Source organism: Solitalea agri (genome assembly GCF_023914155.1).
Classification (GTDB): Bacteria; Bacteroidota; Bacteroidia; order Sphingobacteriales; family Sphingobacteriaceae; genus Solitalea; species Solitalea agri.
The window spans coordinates 1-18512 of record NZ_JAMWYS010000052.1 but is presented as its reverse complement, the minus strand read 5'-3'; the positions used below and the strand labels follow the sequence as shown (position 1 = coordinate 18512).

The following is an 18512-nucleotide window of genomic DNA, read 5'->3' as shown; positions in this document are numbered from 1 at the left end:
GTTAAATGAACTTGTATTAACTGTACTTATTCAGTATTTGGTTTATTTTATGACTTATTGATTTATACAGGGATGTTTAAAAATTTTATCTTTGCCGCATGCAATCGAAAATTGAGGGTTACATAACGGAGATCAACGCGTTCACTCCGACAACAGCCGACGAACTGGAACAGTTCCGTATTAAGTTTTTAGGTAGAAAAGGAATTATTGGTGATTTGTTTGAAGAATTTAAACAAACCACCCCTGAAGAGAAACGCGCTTTAGGAAAAGTATTAAATGAATGCAAGCAGGCTGCTGAAGCAAAGGTGAACGATTTTAAAGAACAATTCGAAAACCATCAGCAACAACAAAGCGGCATTGATTTAACCTTACCGGGTAACCCTGTAAATATTGGCTCTCGCCATCCAATTTCATTGGTGCGTAAAGAAATTACGGAGATATTCTCGCGTATTGGCTTTAACGTGGCCGAGGGACCGGAAATTGAAGACGATTGGCATAATTTCACTGCTTTGAACTTCCCTGAAGAGCACCCTGCCCGCGACATGCAGGACACCTTCTTTATTAAAAAAGATACCGGTTCTGACAAGGGAGATATTGCATTACGTACACATACCTCATCGGTACAGGTACGTATGATGGAGAACGGAAAGCCTCCTTTCCGCGCCATTATGCCAGGTCGTGTATTTCGTAACGAAGCCATTTCAGCTCGTGCACATTGTATATTCCACCAAGTTGAAGGTTTATACGTTGATGAGAATGTTTCATTTGCTGATTTGAAACAAACGTTATACTATTTTGTGCAGGAACTGTACGGAAAAGGCACCGAGGTTCGTTTCCGTCCATCGTTCTTCCCATTCACGGAACCATCAGCCGAAATGGATGTAACTTGTATGATTTGCGGAGGTGAAGGCTGTAATGTTTGTAAATACAGCGGCTGGGTAGAAATCTTAGGATGCGGAATGGTTGACCCGAATGTGTTGGAAAACTGCGGGATCGACTCGAAAAAATATACCGGTTTTGCTTTTGGTATGGGTATTGAACGCATCACCATGCTCAAATATCAAATTAAAGATTTACGACTGTTTTTTGAGAACGATGTTCGTTTCCTTAAACAATTCCAGTCAGAAGTTATTTAAGGAAATTTTAATAGATGGACGTAGATAAAATATCAATTAGCATAAAAAACGCTGCTCAACATCTTTTTCGCCGTTATGGTTACCATAAAACGAGCGTGAACGAAATTGCCGCCAAAGCTAATCTGGCCAAAGCCACCATCTATAAATATTTTGAAAGCAAGGAACTTATTCTCAACGCGATCATTATGGATTACCTTGAGAAACATATTCAGGAACTTGCCGACAGCGTTGACGCTAGTCAACCCAGATTAAGTACCGAAGAAATTTCAGATTTAATATTAAAAACCAGCCGATTAACTTATACTGCATGCAATGAGTTTATCGGCTGGGGTTTTATCCGTGAATCAGTAAATGCCCAGGCCTTTCTTAAAAATCTTTCTACCGAAATAGAAAGCCTGATTATGAGTATGGTACTGAAAGTCAGAAATATTCAGGCTGGAAGCGACCACGCAAAAAGTATCTATTTTTTAGTTTCGGCTAGTAAAAACATCGTGTTTTCATTCGCATTCACCTCTGTAACAGATGCTGATGTGAAAAAAAACTTCATTATTTTCCGGAATGAAATCCTCCCGTATCTGATCAGAGGAGCCTTTGTATAGGCTTTATTACATTTATCGCCAAAGTTTTACATAAATTTTACCTTTGTACCATTTTAGTTTTCGGTATAAATACCCTATTTTTGTATCATGAATTAAGGTTCAAACTTATGAAACGCGAGCTTAAAGACTTCTCGCTAGAACTCGAAAAAAAATTTGAGTTCTATAGCAAACCAAAAGTTGGTTTTTGGCGTTTCATAATTAAACTGTTCAAATTGTAAAGTTTCATAGATAAATTGGTTTAGGTTGAGCCCCGTATAACAGAAATGTTGACGGGGTTTTTTTATTGCCCCCAGCCCCTAAAGGGGAGTAGCTTACCGCCTATTGGAGTGTTGCGCGCTTGAAATAAGAATTATGATCGTTTTATTCCATATTCATAATTGGATACTTTCGCCCAAAACACTAAAGAAGAATTCGATAAACCTTCAAATGAGATGGTTATATAAAATAATAGACATCCCCTTTAGGGGATTTAGGGGTGAAGTCGTACTTTTGCAGCCTGATGGCAAAAAAGAAGTTTGAACCCTACATAGCGCAAGGGGTAGAGATAGTAGACATTGCTCATGATGGGCGTGCTATAGGCAAACATGACGACCGGGTAATCTTTGTTGACAAGGCAGTACCAGGCGATGTGGTGGATATTAATGTAAATTATAAAAAGAAACAGCTTTTTGAAGGCAAAATTAATGTACTTCACAAAGCTTCTGAATACAGATCGGAACCATTCTGCTCACATTTTGGTGTTTGCGGCGGCTGTAAATGGCAACATTTAAGCTATGAAGCACAACTCAAGTTTAAACAAAAGCAGGTTGTTGATGCTTTGGAGCGCATTGGTGGTGTTAGTACAGAAAATCTTATTCCTATTTTTGGTTCAGAGAAAACCTCCTATTACCGCAATAAAATGGAATTCACTTTTTCTAATAAGCGCTGGCTTACGGAAGAAGATATGGAAAACCGCGACAACCTTGAACAGACCGATGCATTGGGCTTTCACGTTCCGTTACGTTTTGATAAGATCATTGATATAGAACATTGTTACCTTCAACAAGAACCATCGAACCAAATACGAAATGAGGTAAGAAGCTATGCGCTGAAACACCATCTTTCATTTTATGATTTAAGAGAGCATAAAGGCTTACTTCGCAACTTGATCATTCGTACCGCTAGCACCGGTGAATTGATGGTTATCGTTGTATTTGCTGAAAACAGCGAGAAGAAAATAAATGGATTGATGAATCATGTAAATGAGCTTTTCCCACAGATCACTTCATTACTATACATTATTAATCAGAAGCGCAACGATACTATTTTCGACCAGGAGGTAATAACCTTTAAAGGACGTGATCATATTTTTGAAGAGATGGAGGGAATAAAGTTCAAGATCTCTCCAAAATCATTCTATCAAACTAATTCAGAGCAAGCTTACAATTTATATAAGATCACTCGCGATTTTGCCGACTTAAAAGGTCACGAATTAGTATATGATTTATATACAGGGGCTGGTACTATTGCCAATTTTGTGGCTCGCAATGTAAAACAAGTGATTGGTGTTGAATACGTGCCTGATGCTATTGAAGATGCTAAAATCAACTCGGCAATAAACGGCATTGATAATACTTTATTTTATGCAGGCGACATGAAAGATGTGTTAAACACTGAATTCATCGCTCAGCATGGAAAACCTGATGTTGTTATCACCGATCCTCCAAGAGCCGGAATGCATGCCGATGTAGTTGCCCGCATTAATGAGATGGAACCAGAAAAAGTGGTTTATGTAAGCTGTAACCCTGCAACACAAGCCCGCGACCTGGCCTTGCTAAACGAAAAATATGACGTTGTAAAAATTCAGCCTGTAGATATGTTCCCGCAAACAGTACATGTTGAAAACGTGGTACTGCTAAAAAGAAAATAATTGACATGGAGCTAGAAAAAGAACAACAACCACAAAGTCCTAGTCCATTAATAGGACTGGAAAAAGATCTTCAATTATACAACGAGGTAATCAGAGAAGTAGCATTCGACATTATCGACGCAAAGCTTTCCGACTTCCCGATATTTGTGGCTCATCAGCATGAGGCAAGTCTTGGACAAACAATCCTGGATAAGAACGAACTGAAAACTTCATGGAATATCAATGCTTCAACATTGGAGGAGTTTATTGAGAAAAATGTTATTGCCAAAGAACGTCAGGAATACTTTGTAAACAATTTTAAGGACCCAAAGCAATACATGTGCTTGTTTGTAGTGGTTCCACAAGGTGCCAACTTCGTATTCTATCCTTATAAATAGTAACTTATCAGCACTGTTGCCAATTGACCTTTTAACCTTTATTTTTATTTCTTAAATCGAACATATGCCCGAAAGAATAAAGATTCTCGACAAAAAACAGATCCAGCAAAAAATCGATCGTATCGCCATTCAAATTCTGGAAGATAATTTTGAAGAAACTGAAATAGTACTTGCCGGAATTGTACCTCGTGGAAACACACTGGCACAGCGCTTAAAAAAGGTCATAGAGTCGATTGGTGGCTTGAAAGTACAATTGGTAAACGTTGAGCTCGAGAAAACCAGCAGCTCATTAAATGCTACAACCGATATTTCTATTGATGAATGTAAAAACAAAGTGATTGTCGTTGTTGATGATGTTTTAAATACTGGCCGTACCTTGGTTTATGGTTTAGGTTTATTCTTAAACATTCCGACCAAAAAAGTTCGTACGGTTGTACTTGTTGATCGCAGTCACAAACTGTTTCCAATTCACAATGACTTTGTAGGACTCGAACTCTCAACCGTTGCGCAAGAGCATATTGATGTCGTTTTAGGAGTTGAAGGACAAGAAGACGCTGTGTATTTAGCGTAATTGCTTCCAAAATATTAAAAGAATAATTTTAACTGATCAAAGAATAAGAGTGAAGAACAAGTCATTTACCATAAGACCTTGTTTCTTTGCTCTTTTTTCTTCAATCTAATTTATAACCTTATGAACAATTATAAATTCACCGCAGCAGAACGCTTTATGCGCTATGTGCAGGTAGATACCCAATCTGATCCACATTCAAACGCTTCCCCAACTACCGAAAAGCAAAAAAACCTGAGCCGTATTTTGGTAGAGGAACTAAAAGCTATGGGCATTGACGATGCTCATTTAGATGACTTCGGATATGTTTATGCCACTATCCCTGCTACAACCGATAAAACAGTCCCTGTTTTATGTTTCTGTTCACATGTTGACACCTCACCTGATTGTAGCGGCGAAGGAGTAAAACCAATTGTCCACAAAAACTACCAGGGAGAAGATTTAATATTACCCGACGACCAAAGCCAGGTAATTAAAAAAGCGGATCATCCTGACCTTGCCGAGCAAATTGGCAATGATATTATTACCGCCAGCGGAACAACCTTATTAGGTGCCGACAACAAAGCAGGTGTTGCTGAGATAATGGACGCTGCCAACTATTTCATAACTCATCCTGAAGTTAAGCATGGAAAAATCAGGATTCTGTTTACACCTGATGAAGAGGTAGGCCGTGGTGTGAATAACGTTGACATGAAGAAACTGGGTGCCGACTTTGGTTATACGATTGATGGAGAGACTTTAGGTTCGTTAGAAAATGAAACATTCTCCGCCGATGGATTGAAAATAACCATTCACGGAGTAAGCTCTCACCCTGGTTTTGCAAAAGGCAAAATGGAAAGTGCCATTAAAATTGCCGGTGAAATAATATCAGCTTTACCTAAAGATCATTTATCGCCTGAAACTACTGAAGACAAAGAAGGTTTTGTTCATCCGGTGGAGTTTGGCGGGACCGTTGAACAGGCAAGCATTAGCTTTATCATTCGCGATCATTTAACGGCTAATCTGGCTAAACACGAAGAAGTAATTAAGCAAATTGCTGATAAAGTGATTGCCAACTATCCTTTTTCAAAATACGAGATAAAAATTAGCGAGCAATACCGAAATTTTAAAGAAGTGCTGGACTTACATCCACAGGTAATTGAGAACGCATTGGAAGGTATTCGCAGAAGTGGATTGGATCCTAAGTTACAAAGTATCAGAGGTGGCACTGATGGATCTCGATTATCTTTCATGGGATTGCCTTGCCCTAACATTTTTGCCGGTGAACATGCATTTCACTCAAAACACGAATGGGTATCAATACAGGATATGAACAAAGCTGTTGAAACCATTGTAAATATCGCCCAGGTTTGGGAAGAAAAGGCATAAGGTAACTGCCGTCAGCAGTCTCCAGTAAGCAGTACATAAATATTACTGACTGGACTATGATAGACGTACTCCGTTGTCTATCGCAGCCAACGGAGTACATCTATATCGTTAGCTGCTGGCCCACCATTAGATATTTTTCAATTGTTGAGCCGAATGATGTACTCGAATAATTCCTATCCGATCTGCCTCAACTATAAAAATAATCCTATAGCTACCTTCTATCAGTTCTCTTATGTATTCCTTACTGAACTCAGGAACCATTCTTCCTGATTGAGGATAATTTTCTAATTGATCAACCCTTTTGATGAGTTTATCAACGTATCTATCAGCATAAAATTTTGAGTCCTTTGAAATGTATTCGTGAATAGATTTTAAATCGGCTAATGCCAAATCCGTCCAAACAACTTTTACCATTTCTTGATCATTTCCTTAACCTTTGAATGATCAATCACCTCTCCTTTGTCAAGTTGTTTTAACCCTTCTTCAACCTTTTCCATGAAAACAAGTTTTTCCATAAGCACTTCCAAATCAAATTCTTGAGGAAGTTCTCTGATAGCTTCCAATGCCTTTTCCCTTTTCATATTTCAATTTTTCTTCCAATTTATGGTTTTTATTAAACAACTACATTATCTAATGCATTGATAACAAGTCCATCTATTTCCAGTCGGGATATAATAATCTGAAGGCTCCAAAGTCCGGTTCATTTTGAATGAGTTGATAAAGCAACTTAACATATGAATAGGCATGAAACTTGAAATGGGATTATCTCAAATAAAGGCCCCATCTCCCGATTATGAAAATTTCAGACCGTCGCGAGCTTCTTCATCGCCTCCATTTCATCCGGGATCATTTTCCATATTACCTCTACCAACTTTTCTTCCGGATAGGTAATATTCAAATCTTCGATATACCCAAATGCCTCCTGTGAAGTCTCTTTGGCTGCTGAAGAGTTTATCACCGCAGCAATTTCCTTTGCTTTAAGCAGATGGTCATCCTTAGCTTTTTTGCTGGTTGTTTTTTTGTAATCAACTGCCTCTAGTGCAATTCTAATAGCCATTGGACCACCTGCATCAGGCAAAGCTACAAGACATCGTTCGGTGGTATCCCAGGTTTCTTTTCTGAACACTTTATCTTTTGTTTTCAGGTATTTTCCGATAAATGCAGCTGAAAAGTAATAGAGAATTTGAAAATCAGTATTTAACTCGGGAAGATTCTTTTTCCAAAGATGGTAAAGCTCATCATAATGCCAGTTTACATATAACAACTGCGCAAGGTTTCGCAATGCAGGCAATATTTGCGCTTTATCTTCAAGTTTTAACAATGAGTTAATCAGCGTATCAAGTTGAGCCAGCGTTGGTTTTTGTCCTTTTGTAATCGACGAAACAATACTCTCGATATTAGCATCATCAATTTGCTTGTCAGCCTCCGGAGGGGTTATGCCCGAGGCCTTCAAATGAGCTTCATATTTTGCTTTAAGTTCCTTCATTTCATCAGGAGCTACCTTATACAAAAGCTCTACATATTTTTTTGAGTAAGGTTTATCCTTGCTAATATCGATATAGTTGAAGGTTTCATAGGCCATTACATTAAGTGTACCGGTTGATACCCGGCGCAACAGTTTTATGGCGTTTGTTTTCTCCAGTTCCTTTTCTTCATCTACATAACTGCGATCATAATCAATCATATAAATCATAAGTTTTACAGCCACAGGAACACCATAGTCATAGATCACTTCATTTGCTTTATCACAAGCCACTATACATAGTTCTTTATTACGTGGAACCGTGGTTTCAATATAAAGCCCCATATAGGCTATGGCAATATTGGCATAGGTTGAGTCGCTGAATTTTATCCGATCGCTATATCTTACCCAAATTTTATCGAGACTTTCGTACTGACTCTGTGCAAAATGAATAGGCACTAGTCGATCGATGACGTATGCGGCAAAGGTATCATCGCCCAACTGCATCGCTTCATCAACAAGGGCCATGGTTTCTTCAATTTTAGGATACTTGGGTTTTTCCTTATCCTCGGCGCTTCTTCGTATTTCATCAAGATTCAGTCGAAGGGTAAAAAGTTTATAAAGACGATCCAAACGTTCAGAGAGTGATTCGAATTGTTCTTTAAACTTTTCCGTAGTGAGCATATCGATCTTCTTTTCGATGCCCCGTGTAAGGTATTTATCAAATTCCTTTATTCCGAAGTAACCCAAAACAGTGACAGCACCGCCAATAATGAGCAACCATTTGGATAGCTCGCCTTTAAACTGATCACTAACCTCCTCACTTACCCTTTTCTTAAATTCTTCTTGTTCGTCTAGTCGTTTTTCAAGGCTTTTTATAGCGGAGGTTTGGGCGCTATCCACTGTTTTTTGCTGTGCAAACACGGTGGTGTAATAGCATAATACAACAATTGTGAACAACAACCGGAGCGATTTCATAGAGAGTGATAGATTGGTGTTAATTAAATTTAAGCAAAACCCGTTAAAAAAGGGTTTTATTCAACAACTTACACATCTTCGTTCCTTTCCAACCAGCTTAACGCCAATCTGATCTTATAATAATCAATTGCATGATTAAGAAAATCATAATAATCTTTAAGCTGTTCTGACTTTCCAATTGCTTTTTGAGCCAGGCGGACCTTTTCTATTTCATCCATAGAAACAAACTTTAAGAGATCAACTTCGGCCCCTATTTTATACAACTGCGCAATGTGTGAATAAACCGTTTGGATATTCATCTTACGTACCATCGCAATTCTTTCTGGCGAAAAATGTTGTTGTAATAAATGCAAGGTTTCTTTAAAAGTATCGCCTTTTGAACGTTGCGATCTGGGACCACGATTAATATGAAGCGTAATTGCCTCCATAAACTTTTGCCCGTACTTTTCCAGTTTCCGTTGCCCTACCCCCGATATACTTAAGAAGGCTGTTTCCGTTTGAGGCTTTTCAGAAACCATGCGTTCTAGTGTTGCGTCATTAAAAATGGCATAGGCCGGCACATCTTCCCTCTCGGCAAATTCACGCCTTAACCGTCTCAGGTCATCAAATAATTTCTCATCCGGCGTTTGAGCAGGTAAGCGTTCTTGTTCATCTAGCGAAACCACTTTTGTTTTCTTCACCTCTCGAACCACCGGATAAACCAAATTGGTGGTTTTCTTTCCGAACAGAATTTCTTTACCCATGGTTGTGCTTTTCAGACTAAAACCTTCGTCATAGGCCATTTCAAGGATACCAAGATTCAGCATTTGCATAATAAATTGCTGCCAATGATTAAAGCTGAGTTCACTGCCCGCTCCATAGGTTTTTATTTTATCGAAGCCCTTTTCTATTAATTCTTGCTTGTGTGATCCGCGCAACACATCAATTAACATGTTAACGCCTACCGGTTCGTTAATACGGAACAAAGCCGACAAGGCTTTTTGTATCAGAGTTGTTCCATCAAAATGTTTGCGCGGATTAGCACATACGTCACAGTTTCCACAATCCTGTTCAAACGCTTCTCCAAAGTAATTGATCAAGATCTTTCGTCTGCAAATATCCGCTTCAGCCAACTGCTGCATTCTGCGTAGCTTTTCGATGTTAAGCTCTCGCTGCTGGCCCTGTTCGGCAAACTGCGTTAGCAAAACCAAATCGCTTAAACTGTAATAAAGTATGGTTTCACTTTTCAACCCATCCCTTCCGGCACGGCCTATTTCCTGGTAATAACTTTCAATATTTTTAGGCAGGTTATAATGAATCACCCAACGAACATTCGACTTATCGATCCCCATGCCAAAAGCCACCGTTGCACACACCACTTGAATACGGTCGTTGATAAAATCGTCCTGGGTTTCGTTTCGCTCATCAGCACTCATACCGGCATGATAAGCTGCTGCATTAATGCCACTTGCTACCAGTTTCTCCGATAAATCTTCAGTAATACGTCGACTAAGACAATAAATAATGCCCGATTGCTGCCGTTTACGATGAACAAAGCTGATAATTTCACGATCCTTTTCTTTGCCTTTTACACCTCCTTTAATCTCAAGACTAAGATTGGGCCTATCGAACGAGGCCACAAATACGTTGGGACGTTTAAGTTTTAGCTGATGAATGATGTCTTTGCGAGTTACCTTATCAGCGGTAGCGGTAAGGGCCACAATGGGAACATCAGGAAAACGCTCCTTTAAAATATTCAACTGGGTATACTCAGGCCTGAAATCATGCCCCCATGATGAAATACAATGCGCCTCATCGATGGCAATAAGTTGAATATTGAATCGGACCAACATCGGAATGCTTGACTTCAGCTTCTCCGGCGACAGATAAAGCAGTTTAATTTCACCGTTTAAACATTGCTCAATTACCTGATCTTCCTCCTGAAACTCCTGGCTACTGTTAAGATAAGCCGCACCAACCCCGTTTATCCGAAGAGCATCCACCTGATCCTTCATCAGCGAGATCAGCGGCGAAACCACCACACACAAACCCTCCATCACCAATGCCGGCACCTGGAAACAAATGGACTTACCTCCTCCGGTAGGCATTAATACCAGCGTATCATTTTTAGCTAGAATAGAAGCGATAATTTCATTTTGGAGCGGGCGGAACTCATCATAACCAAAGTGCTTTTTCAGCACTTCCCGGGCGGTATCAATCATGGTGCAAAAATGAGAATTCGAGGATGTTTTACAACACTTTTATTCAACCTTAATGAAGGATTGTAGATAAAGCATTTGTTGGCCCATAGTCGATAGTCCATGGACCTGATCGAGTCAGAAGTTATGGCCTGCCTGGTTCTAAACACTAGTTAACTGTCCATCGTCGATAGTCAATGATCTATAGATTAGTCAAGCAGTATGATCCATTGACTATGGTCTATCGACTTAAATTATAATCCTATTGAGCAAAAAACTGCCTATTAATTTGAATATTAAACTTGAAACTGTATTTTAATTCCATAAACTTCTATAAATCAATCTATATGAAAAAAGTATTTAAAGTCTTGGGTTTTATACTCCTCTTTGTTGTTGTAGCAGTAATAGGTATGGGGGTATATGTAAAAACGGCCTTACCAAACGTTGGCCCGCCACAAGAAATGAAAGTTGAACTTACTCCTGAGCGTATTAAACGCGGTGAGTATTTGGCAACCGCAGTAATGGTATGTATGGATTGCCACAGCAAACGTGATTGGAGCAAGTTTTCGGGTCCCGTAACTCCCGGCACCTTAGGACAAGGTGGTGATGAGTTTAATCATACAATGGGGTTCCCAGGCACCTATTTTGCCGCAAACATTACCCCTGCAGGTATTGGCAACTGGACCGATGGAGAAGTTTTCAGAGCCATAACCACAGGCGTGCGTAAAAATGGAAAGCCAATCTTCCCGGTTATGCCTCATGCAAATTATGGTAAACTGGATGAAGAAGATATAAAATCGGTCATTGCCTATCTGAGAACTTTGCCGTCTATTGAGAATTCTGTTCCAGAATCGGAATCAGATTTCCCGATGAACTTTATCATCAATACCATTCCAGCTAAGGCGAACCTTCAAAAAATGCCTTCACCTGCCGATCAAATAAAATATGGTAAGTACCTGGTAACTGCGGCATCCTGCTTCGATTGCCATACACAACTTATTAAAGGCGAATATCTTGAAGGAATGGACTTTGCCGGAGGACGCACATTTGAAATGCCAGGAGGGGTTTTATCTACGGCCAACATTACTCCCGATACGAAAACAGGAATTGGTTCATGGACGCAAGAGCAATTCTTGAATAAATTCAAGTTGTTTAGAGATAGTTCCTCTATTGCAAAACCAGTTGCAGAAACCGATTTCAACTCTATGATGCCGTGGACCATGTATGCGAAAATGAAAGATGAGGATCTGGCAGCTATCTACGCATATTTGCGTACCATAAAGCCTATTAGTAATTCAGTAGTAAAATTCAAACCACGCAGTTAATCTTAATAAAATTCGCATTCTGTTTAGTGGATGGCTACTCTCTCCTAAACAGAACGCGAATTGTTTTTTATGCAGCGATCATGGAAGACAGTTTAGGGTGGACACCATAATTTTATCCAAGTAATGATACAAGATTAAGGCAGAATGTCTTTACTTGAGAATTTTATGAAGCTTTTCGGGATCTTGACGGCCATCCCAAATTGTTAAGATCAATATTTGAGTTGCAGTTTCCTCGTAGATGATCAAGTAATCTTTAACGATCTTCACTCTGATATTGAAATCGTTGGTAGACCTTCCGATTTTTGGAAAATCAGCGATAATCTTAATTGATTCTTTAAATAACTGATTTAACTTTTTGCAGTAAGATGTTGATTTGTTCCTTTGCCGCCAATAATCCAAAATTTCCTTTCTATCTGATTGTGCTCGAAAAGACCATATTACTTGTTTAGCCATTCGTCGATTTCATTATCGGCCTGATCATTTGTCAAAAACCGACCTGTCTTAATTTGTTCTTTTGCCTCATTAATAGCGTTCCTTTGAACATCCGATAGATCGTATTTCACTATATCCCTTTCCTCAAGGTCAAGCAGTCGATAGACCTCTTGAAGAAGTTCCTTATTTTCAGTTGTTTTGATTTTCTCGATAAGCAGTCTTCTCAATTCTACAGTGGACATATATCTATTGCTTTTAATCAAATATACTGCTTTTAGGCCTTGCATGGAAGTAGGAGTGTTCAGCAACCACTTGTCGACTATCTGCTCAATCCTTAAAAGCCAATTGAACTTTAAGTTAAAATTTTGATAGATTCCAAAACAATCTTTTTTGTTCCGGGTCAGTGATAAATTGTGGCTCTGGCAGCCCAGAATTATCATTTTCATCAGGCTCCTTTCTTTGGGTTGTGAGCTTTCTTTTTTAGGTTGATCTTTTTTATCAGCTTGATTTCATGAGCCAAAATTGTCACCAAAAAATGAAAGATATAGGTAAAGTATTTTTCATAAAGTTAAGCATAGTGTTTATTGGCAAAGAGTAAACTAGTTAAAGGCTCATTGAAAACAACATTAACATAGTTCGATGCGGCGTAACCAAATTAAAGACATTCGACACAGTTGATTCTCGTTCCAACCGTTAGTACCTGAAGGTCAGTCAGCCTTCCGTTCAAGTCCCACAAACTTATACCACCACCGTTAACCTGTTACCCTACCACTGCCGCGTTAACAACTCAATCACGGCATCAGGATTAACGCTTAAACCATCAACAATAAAATGGGCCTGTTTATAAAAATCTTCGCGGGCAGCTAACCGTTGTTCAATAAACTGCACCAGTTCATCTCCTTTTAAACCTTTAATTAAGGGACGCTCTTCTTTGGCATTTTCTAAACGGCCGGCTATAGCTTTAGGAGATAGTTGCAGGTAAATTGTTTTGCCGGCTTTATTCATCCACTCCATGTTATCGTGAAAACAAGGGGCACCACCACCGGTCGACAGCACAAAGTTTTCCGGGAAATCATGTTTTTGTAGAACCTCCTTCTCAAAATCACGGAACTGCGCCTCACCATTCTTGGCAAAATAATCGGCAACCGAGCCGCCAGTGATATCTTCAATTAAATGATCAAGGTCAAAAAATGGGAAGTCTAATTTTTTTGCCAGTCGCTTGCCGAAAGTGGTTTTTCCGGCTCCCATAAAGCCAATTAAGAATATTTTCAATTTTTGATTTTGATTTTAAATTTTAAAATTGCTCTTACCTCACCCTCACCCTCGGATCAAGCACACCGTAAAGCACATCAACCAATATATTAAGCACCACGAAAATAAATCCGCAGAAAAGAATAGACCCCATTACCACCGGAAAATCAGCCAGTCCTAAGGCATCAACGGTAGCTTTCCCCAAGCCATTGTAACCGAAGATATATTCGATAAAAAACGAACCTGCAATTAACGATGCGAACCATCCAGAAATAGCCGTAACTACCGGGTTAAGCGCATTTCTAAGGGCATGTTTTACCACTACCGAATAATTGCTTAACCCTTTGGCTCGTGCTGTTCGGATGTAATCCATTGCCAATACATCCAACATTGAACTGCGTGTTAACTGCACAATAATGGCTAAAGGACGCAAACCCAAGGTGATCATCGGCAGCCACAGATTCTTCAAGGTTAACACTTCGCCTTTAAACGGATCATAATTATGTAAACTTCCCGACATGTTTAAGCCTGTGTAATCGCTTAGAACAAAGCCAAACAGCCAGGCGATGATGATCCCAGCGAAGAAAGAAGGCGCTGAAATTCCAATGATCGAAAAACCAATGGAGGCTTTGTCAATCCAGGTATCTTTTTTAATAGCCGAAACCACGCCCAAAGCTATTCCTAAAACCGATGCGAAAACCATCGCTGTAACCGCCAAAACGAGTGTATTAGGAATCGCTTCTTTTAATATTTCAGATACTTCCTTTTTGGTTTGATAAGATCGGCGCAGGTAAGGCCATTTCAAGGCCAACACATCCTCTTTACCTACCGAAAAAAGTTTTTGATAATGATATTTAGCCTGACTCGTTGAATCAGCACCATGAATCCCAATGGGAGAGACATCATTTAAAAACAAGACAAACTGAACCGGCATTGGCTTATCGAGTCCTAGTTCTTTTCTCACCGCCTCCAATGACTGAACATCGGCCCGTTGTCCCATAGTCATACGGGCAGGGTCGGAAGGCAAAATATTGAACAGAAAGAAGACCGCCACCACAATGCCCAGCATCACCAATAAGCCGTAAAAAGATTTATTAAGTATATATGAAAACATTCGATTTTAACCTAGCTGCCGAATTTAAGGAAAATATGCATTCGAGTATTGGTCCAACTAACAATCATTTATTTGTAAAAACCGTTAAATATGATTTTTATCAGTTTTTATTTTTTGCAGATGCCTGATTTTTGAAAGAATATTAATAAAGTATTATGAATCATCAACTTATCCAAAAATATAATGTACCAGGGCCACGATATACCAGTTACCCAACTGTACCCTATTGGGACGAACTTCAATTCACTGCTGAAGACTGGAAATTATCAGTAAATCAAGCATTTAAACAAAGCAATTCAACTGAAGGCATCAGCCTCTATATCCACCTGCCATTTTGTGAGAGCCTTTGTACTTTTTGCGGCTGCAACAAACGCATAACCACCAATCATACTGTCGAGTCGCCTTATATTAACGCGCTGCTCAAAGAATGGAAGCTATATGTTGATTTGTTTGGAGGCAGGCCTATCATTAAAGAAATTCATTTAGGAGGGGGCACTCCCACCTTTTTCGCTCCTGAGCAACTAAAAAAACTTATCAACGGTTTATTTGAACTGGCCGACAGAAGTACTGAATGGGACTTTAGTTTTGAAGGGCATCCGAATAATACCACTCGAGAGCATTTGCAAACACTTTATGACCTTGGGTTTAAGAGAGTAAGTTTTGGTGTTCAGGATTACGACCCGGTAATTCAAAAAGCTATTCATCGTATTCAACCATTTGAAAATGTAGAGCGTGTACATAACTGGGCGCGCGAAATTGGTTATGAGTCAATTGGCCACGACCTGGTTTTCGGATTACCGAAGCAAACCCGCTTAAGCATAGCCGAAACTATTGAGAAAACCAACTTATTAAAACCTGATAGAATTGCTTTTTACAGCTACGCCCATGTTCCTTGGATTAAAGGCAACGGACAACGTGGTTTTGATGAAAACGACCTACCAAAAGATGACGAAAAGCGTTCGCTCTATAACCTTGGTAAATTATTACTTGAAGAAAATGGCTACGCCGAAATTGGCATGGACCATTTCGCTTTGAAAACAGATAGCTTATATACTTCGCTGCAAAACAAAAAGCTTCACCGTAATTTTATGGGTTATACTTCTTCAAAAACGCAATTAATGATCGGCTTGGGTGTTTCATCGATTAGTGATTCATGGTTTGCCTTTGCCCAAAATGTAAAAACGCTTGAAGAATATTACGCCTTAATTGAACAAAACCAACTCCCAATATATAGAGGACATTTACTTAACAACGAAGACCTGATCATTCGGAAGCATATCCTAAACCTGATGTGCACGCTCCAAACTTCCTGGGAAAGCCATGAGCTGCAGTTCCCCGAATTACCTACAGTTATTCTGTCGCTGAAAGAAATGGAAGAAGACGGGTTACTTACTTTTACCCGGAATGGATTATCAATAACCACCGAAGGTGTTCCTTTTGTACGAAACATTTGCATGGCCTTTGACCTGAGGCTGACTCGCAAACAACCTGAAACACGCTTATTTTCAATGACGGTATAAGAACAATATCATTTAGTATCATCCTGAAACCATACTTCGGAATAGGACTTTGAATGTTTTAAGGTTTTCTTTAAACTATCCCTATTCCACTTAAGGTCTTGATACTTGTAGCGATTAAAAAGTAAGTTATAAGCGGATTGGTGAAACCCCAACTTTCGGAGTGTTTCAAAATCTTTCAATGCTAATTGTTCATTAAGCGAGTCGGAACGATATTCTATATTTAACAAATGATATAAAGTATCGTTGACCAATTCTGGCTTCGAATCGATTGATAAGACTCCTGATCCTAGCTTGTTTTTTAGTGCAAAGTTTATGTCTTTAATAATCACAAATACTATACTGTCATTTCTCTCTTTCTTACGTCTTTCCCAAAATTCGCGATAGTATTTTTTAGTAATACTTTTTTGGCTATATGTAAGCTGAAGGCTATCCAGCAATTGACCGAATTGTTTATTTATATAGATATCATGAATATTTATGTTTTCATCAAAAAGAAATTCATCATCTAACAGATTCATGTAACCCACATTTTTTAGGGTTTCATGTATAGCAATGAGATTTTTAGGATCTCTAATCCATTTATTATCCAACCAGCTACCATTATGAAGTGCAAAAAACAATGGTTTGGCCTCTATATAATTATTACCATCCTCATTTGATTTTTTACACCCAGACAGAATTGTAAACACGACTAACAGGTAAACTAATGATCTTCTCATTTAATCAGAATCAATAAAAGTTCAAAATAAGAAATAGCATTTATTTAATTCTATACCAAAACATATTAAAGGAGACAGCTGTTAACTATGTTTTAAACTAAAAACTTCCATTAAACATGAAAACAAAAGCATTGGGCAGTCAAGGGTTAACAGCTTCTGAACTGGGACTAGGATGCATGGGGATGAGTGAGTTTTATGGTGCAAAAGATGATGAAACTTCGCTTAAAACACTACAAAGAGCCTATGATTTAGGAGTGACGTTTTGGGACACCGCTGATATGTACGGCCCATTTCATAATGAGGAATTACTTTCAAAAGCACTCAAAGGAATTAGAAATAACATCACGCTGGCAACCAAATTCGGCATACAACGCGACCCGAATGATCCAACAAAACGCGGCATTAATGGAAAACCTGATTATGTTTTCTCAGCTTGTGAAGCAAGTTTAAAACGGCTTCAGGTGGAGGTGATCGATCTGTACTATTTGCACCGACAAGATCCGGCCACTCCTATTGAAGTGACTGTTGAAGCAATGGGACAACTGGTAAAACAAGGCAAAGTCAAAGGAATAGGGTTATCTGAAGTTTCTGCAGACACTTTACGCAAAGCACATGCAGTTCATCCAATTACCGCTGTACAAAGCGAATATTCACTATGGAGCCGCGACCCGGAAGATGGGTTACTAGAAACTTGTAAAGAGCTGGGTGTTGCATTTGTAGCTTACAGTCCGCTGGGAAGAGGCTTTTTAACCGGACAAATAAAGAAGTTCGAAGACCTGGCCAAAGATGATTACCGAAGAGTTTCGCCTCGTTTCCAGGGAGAAAACTTTGACAAGAATCTGCAACTCGTCTTCAAAATTGAAGAATTGGCGATGGAAAAAGGCTGTAAACCTTCGCAGTTGGCTTTGGCTTGGGTAATGGCTCATGGTGATCATATATTCCCTATACCTGGCACCAAACGAATCAAATATCTGGAAGAAAACGTCGCAGCCCTGAATGTGCATTTAACTGCGGAGGACTTAAAAACATTAGAAGCCATTTTACCAAAAGGCGCTGTTGCCGGAGACCGGTATAATGAAGCAGGAATGAAAATAGTGAATCAGTAATTTTGAATAGAAGAGTTTAACGAAATAGCCGTCCTTAGAAAACAGGGATGGCTTTTTCGTTAATTTTCCAATACCTTTTCAAAATGCTCGACAACCGGAAAAGGATCGTAATAATGATGGAGCAGTTTCTTCCATTCCAAATATTCAGCTGATTGCCTGAAGCCGATCGTGTGATCTTCGAGAGTTTCCCAGTTGACCAGCAACAAGTATTTATTTTCTTGCTCCATGCATTTATGTAAGCTATGCCCTTTGTAACCATTAATGACACTTATATATTGGCCGGCAATGGCAAAATCATGTTCGAACTGTTGTTCGTGGCTGGGTTTTACATGGAGTAATGCTGCTTCTAATATCATTTTAATTTTCTCGCAGGGTAATTTAATAGCTAATGTGGTTTGGCCTTCGACTACGCTCCTTTAGATTTGTTATGGTTAGATTTAAAATGAGAAAGGAAGCAAAAGTACACTAAGA

The 18512-nt window shown here is 39.1% G+C and carries 20 protein-coding genes; 10 read left to right on the top strand and 10 right to left on the bottom strand.

Features of this window, described 5'->3' with window-relative positions; all coding sequences use genetic code 11:
• Positions 1 to 98: 98 nt before the first annotated feature.
• The 6 genes from pheS to pepT all read left to right on the top strand — a co-directional run bounded on the left by pheS (position 99) and on the right by pepT (position 5957).
• Positions 99 to 1136, top strand: coding sequence for a phenylalanine--tRNA ligase subunit alpha (gene pheS / locus NF867_RS14310; protein ID WP_252588862.1), 1038 nt, complete (start codon positions 99 to 101; stop codon positions 1134 to 1136).
• Between the two features lie 14 nt (positions 1137 to 1150).
• Positions 1151 to 1735 (top strand): TetR/AcrR family transcriptional regulator, encoded by a 585-nt coding sequence (locus NF867_RS14305; RefSeq protein ID WP_252588846.1) that lies wholly within the window; start codon positions 1151 to 1153, stop codon positions 1733 to 1735.
• 499 nt (positions 1736 to 2234) lie between these two features.
• The gene (gene rlmD / locus NF867_RS14300; protein WP_252588844.1) at positions 2235 to 3644 is read left to right on the top strand and encodes a 23S rRNA (uracil(1939)-C(5))-methyltransferase RlmD; all 1410 of its coding nucleotides are present in this window, start codon (positions 2235 to 2237) and stop codon (positions 3642 to 3644) included.
• Positions 3645 to 3649: 5 nt separating this feature from the next.
• Positions 3650 to 4021: a hypothetical protein gene (locus tag NF867_RS14295; RefSeq protein ID WP_252588842.1), complete on the top strand. Its 372-nt coding sequence runs from the start codon at positions 3650 to 3652 to the stop codon at positions 4019 to 4021.
• 64 nt (positions 4022 to 4085) lie between these two features.
• On the top strand, positions 4086 to 4592 hold the full coding sequence (locus NF867_RS14290) for a phosphoribosyltransferase family protein (protein WP_252588841.1): 507 nt from the start codon (positions 4086 to 4088) through the stop codon (positions 4590 to 4592).
• 120 nt (positions 4593 to 4712) lie between these two features.
• On the top strand, positions 4713 to 5957 hold the full coding sequence (gene pepT, locus NF867_RS14285; protein WP_252588839.1) for a peptidase T: 1245 nt from the start codon (positions 4713 to 4715) through the stop codon (positions 5955 to 5957).
• Positions 5958 to 6083: 126 nt separating this feature from the next.
• On the opposite strand, the gene NF867_RS14280 is transcribed toward pepT, so the two are convergent.
• The 4 genes from NF867_RS14280 to recQ all read right to left on the bottom strand — a co-directional run bounded on the left by NF867_RS14280 (position 6084) and on the right by recQ (position 10598).
• Positions 6084 to 6371, bottom strand: coding sequence for a type II toxin-antitoxin system RelE/ParE family toxin (locus NF867_RS14280; protein ID WP_252588837.1), 288 nt, complete (start codon positions 6369 to 6371; stop codon positions 6084 to 6086).
• A complete protein-coding gene (locus NF867_RS14275; RefSeq protein WP_252588836.1) occupies positions 6365 to 6538 on the bottom strand; it encodes a hypothetical protein in 174 nt (57 codons plus the stop codon). The genes NF867_RS14280 and NF867_RS14275 overlap by 7 nt, the downstream gene beginning before the upstream one ends.
• A 221-nt stretch (positions 6539 to 6759) precedes the next feature.
• Positions 6760 to 8397 carry a hypothetical protein gene (locus tag NF867_RS14270; RefSeq protein ID WP_252588834.1) on the bottom strand — a complete coding sequence of 546 codons (1638 nt, stop codon included), beginning with the start codon at positions 8395 to 8397 and terminating at the stop codon, positions 6760 to 6762.
• Positions 8398 to 8465: 68 nt separating this feature from the next.
• Entirely contained in the window at positions 8466 to 10598 is a 2133-nt protein-coding gene (gene recQ / locus NF867_RS14265) for a DNA helicase RecQ (RefSeq protein WP_252588831.1), read from the bottom strand.
• 323 nt (positions 10599 to 10921) lie between these two features.
• Between recQ and NF867_RS14260 the strand changes: the two genes are divergently transcribed.
• Positions 10922 to 11899 carry a c-type cytochrome gene (locus NF867_RS14260; RefSeq protein ID WP_252588829.1) on the top strand — a complete coding sequence of 326 codons (978 nt, stop codon included), beginning with the start codon at positions 10922 to 10924 and terminating at the stop codon, positions 11897 to 11899.
• Between the two features lie 150 nt (positions 11900 to 12049).
• On the opposite strand, the gene NF867_RS18505 is transcribed toward NF867_RS14260, so the two are convergent.
• From NF867_RS18505 to NF867_RS14245, 4 genes are all read right to left on the bottom strand, one after another.
• Entirely contained in the window at positions 12050 to 12352 is a 303-nt protein-coding gene (locus NF867_RS18505) for a type II toxin-antitoxin system RelE/ParE family toxin (protein ID WP_380725418.1), read from the bottom strand.
• The gene (locus tag NF867_RS14255; RefSeq protein ID WP_252588827.1) at positions 12337 to 12573 is read right to left on the bottom strand and encodes a hypothetical protein; all 237 of its coding nucleotides are present in this window, start codon (positions 12571 to 12573) and stop codon (positions 12337 to 12339) included. Before NF867_RS14255 ends, NF867_RS18505 begins: the two co-directional genes overlap by 16 nt.
• 523 nt (positions 12574 to 13096) lie before the next feature.
• Positions 13097 to 13603: a shikimate kinase gene (locus NF867_RS14250; RefSeq protein ID WP_252588825.1), complete on the bottom strand. Its 507-nt coding sequence runs from the start codon at positions 13601 to 13603 to the stop codon at positions 13097 to 13099.
• Between the two features lie 34 nt (positions 13604 to 13637).
• Complete coding sequence (locus tag NF867_RS14245) at positions 13638 to 14696, bottom strand: ABC transporter permease (RefSeq protein ID WP_252588823.1); 1059 nt, start codon at positions 14694 to 14696, stop codon at positions 13638 to 13640.
• Here NF867_RS14245 and NF867_RS14240 point away from each other — a divergent pair.
• Positions 14687 to 14824, top strand: coding sequence for a hypothetical protein (locus NF867_RS14240; protein WP_252588821.1), 138 nt, complete (start codon positions 14687 to 14689; stop codon positions 14822 to 14824). The genes NF867_RS14245 and NF867_RS14240 overlap by 10 nt on opposite strands.
• A 27-nt stretch (positions 14825 to 14851) precedes the next feature.
• Entirely contained in the window at positions 14852 to 16216 is a 1365-nt protein-coding gene (hemN, locus tag NF867_RS14235; protein ID WP_252588819.1) for an oxygen-independent coproporphyrinogen III oxidase, read from the top strand.
• An 8-nt stretch (positions 16217 to 16224) separates the two neighbouring features.
• On the opposite strand, the gene NF867_RS14230 is transcribed toward hemN, so the two are convergent.
• Positions 16225 to 16935: a hypothetical protein gene (locus NF867_RS14230; RefSeq protein ID WP_252588817.1), complete on the bottom strand. Its 711-nt coding sequence runs from the start codon at positions 16933 to 16935 to the stop codon at positions 16225 to 16227.
• A gap of 116 nt (positions 16936 to 17051) precedes the next feature.
• Between NF867_RS14230 and NF867_RS14225 the strand changes: the two genes are divergently transcribed.
• Positions 17052 to 18041, top strand: a complete 990-nt coding sequence (locus NF867_RS14225; RefSeq protein WP_252588815.1) for an aldo/keto reductase — start codon at positions 17052 to 17054, stop codon at positions 18039 to 18041.
• Between the two features lie 59 nt (positions 18042 to 18100).
• On the opposite strand, the gene NF867_RS14220 is transcribed toward NF867_RS14225, so the two are convergent.
• Positions 18101 to 18397, bottom strand: coding sequence for an antibiotic biosynthesis monooxygenase family protein (locus NF867_RS14220; RefSeq protein WP_252588813.1), 297 nt, complete (start codon positions 18395 to 18397; stop codon positions 18101 to 18103).
• Positions 18398 to 18512 lie beyond the last annotated feature (115 nt).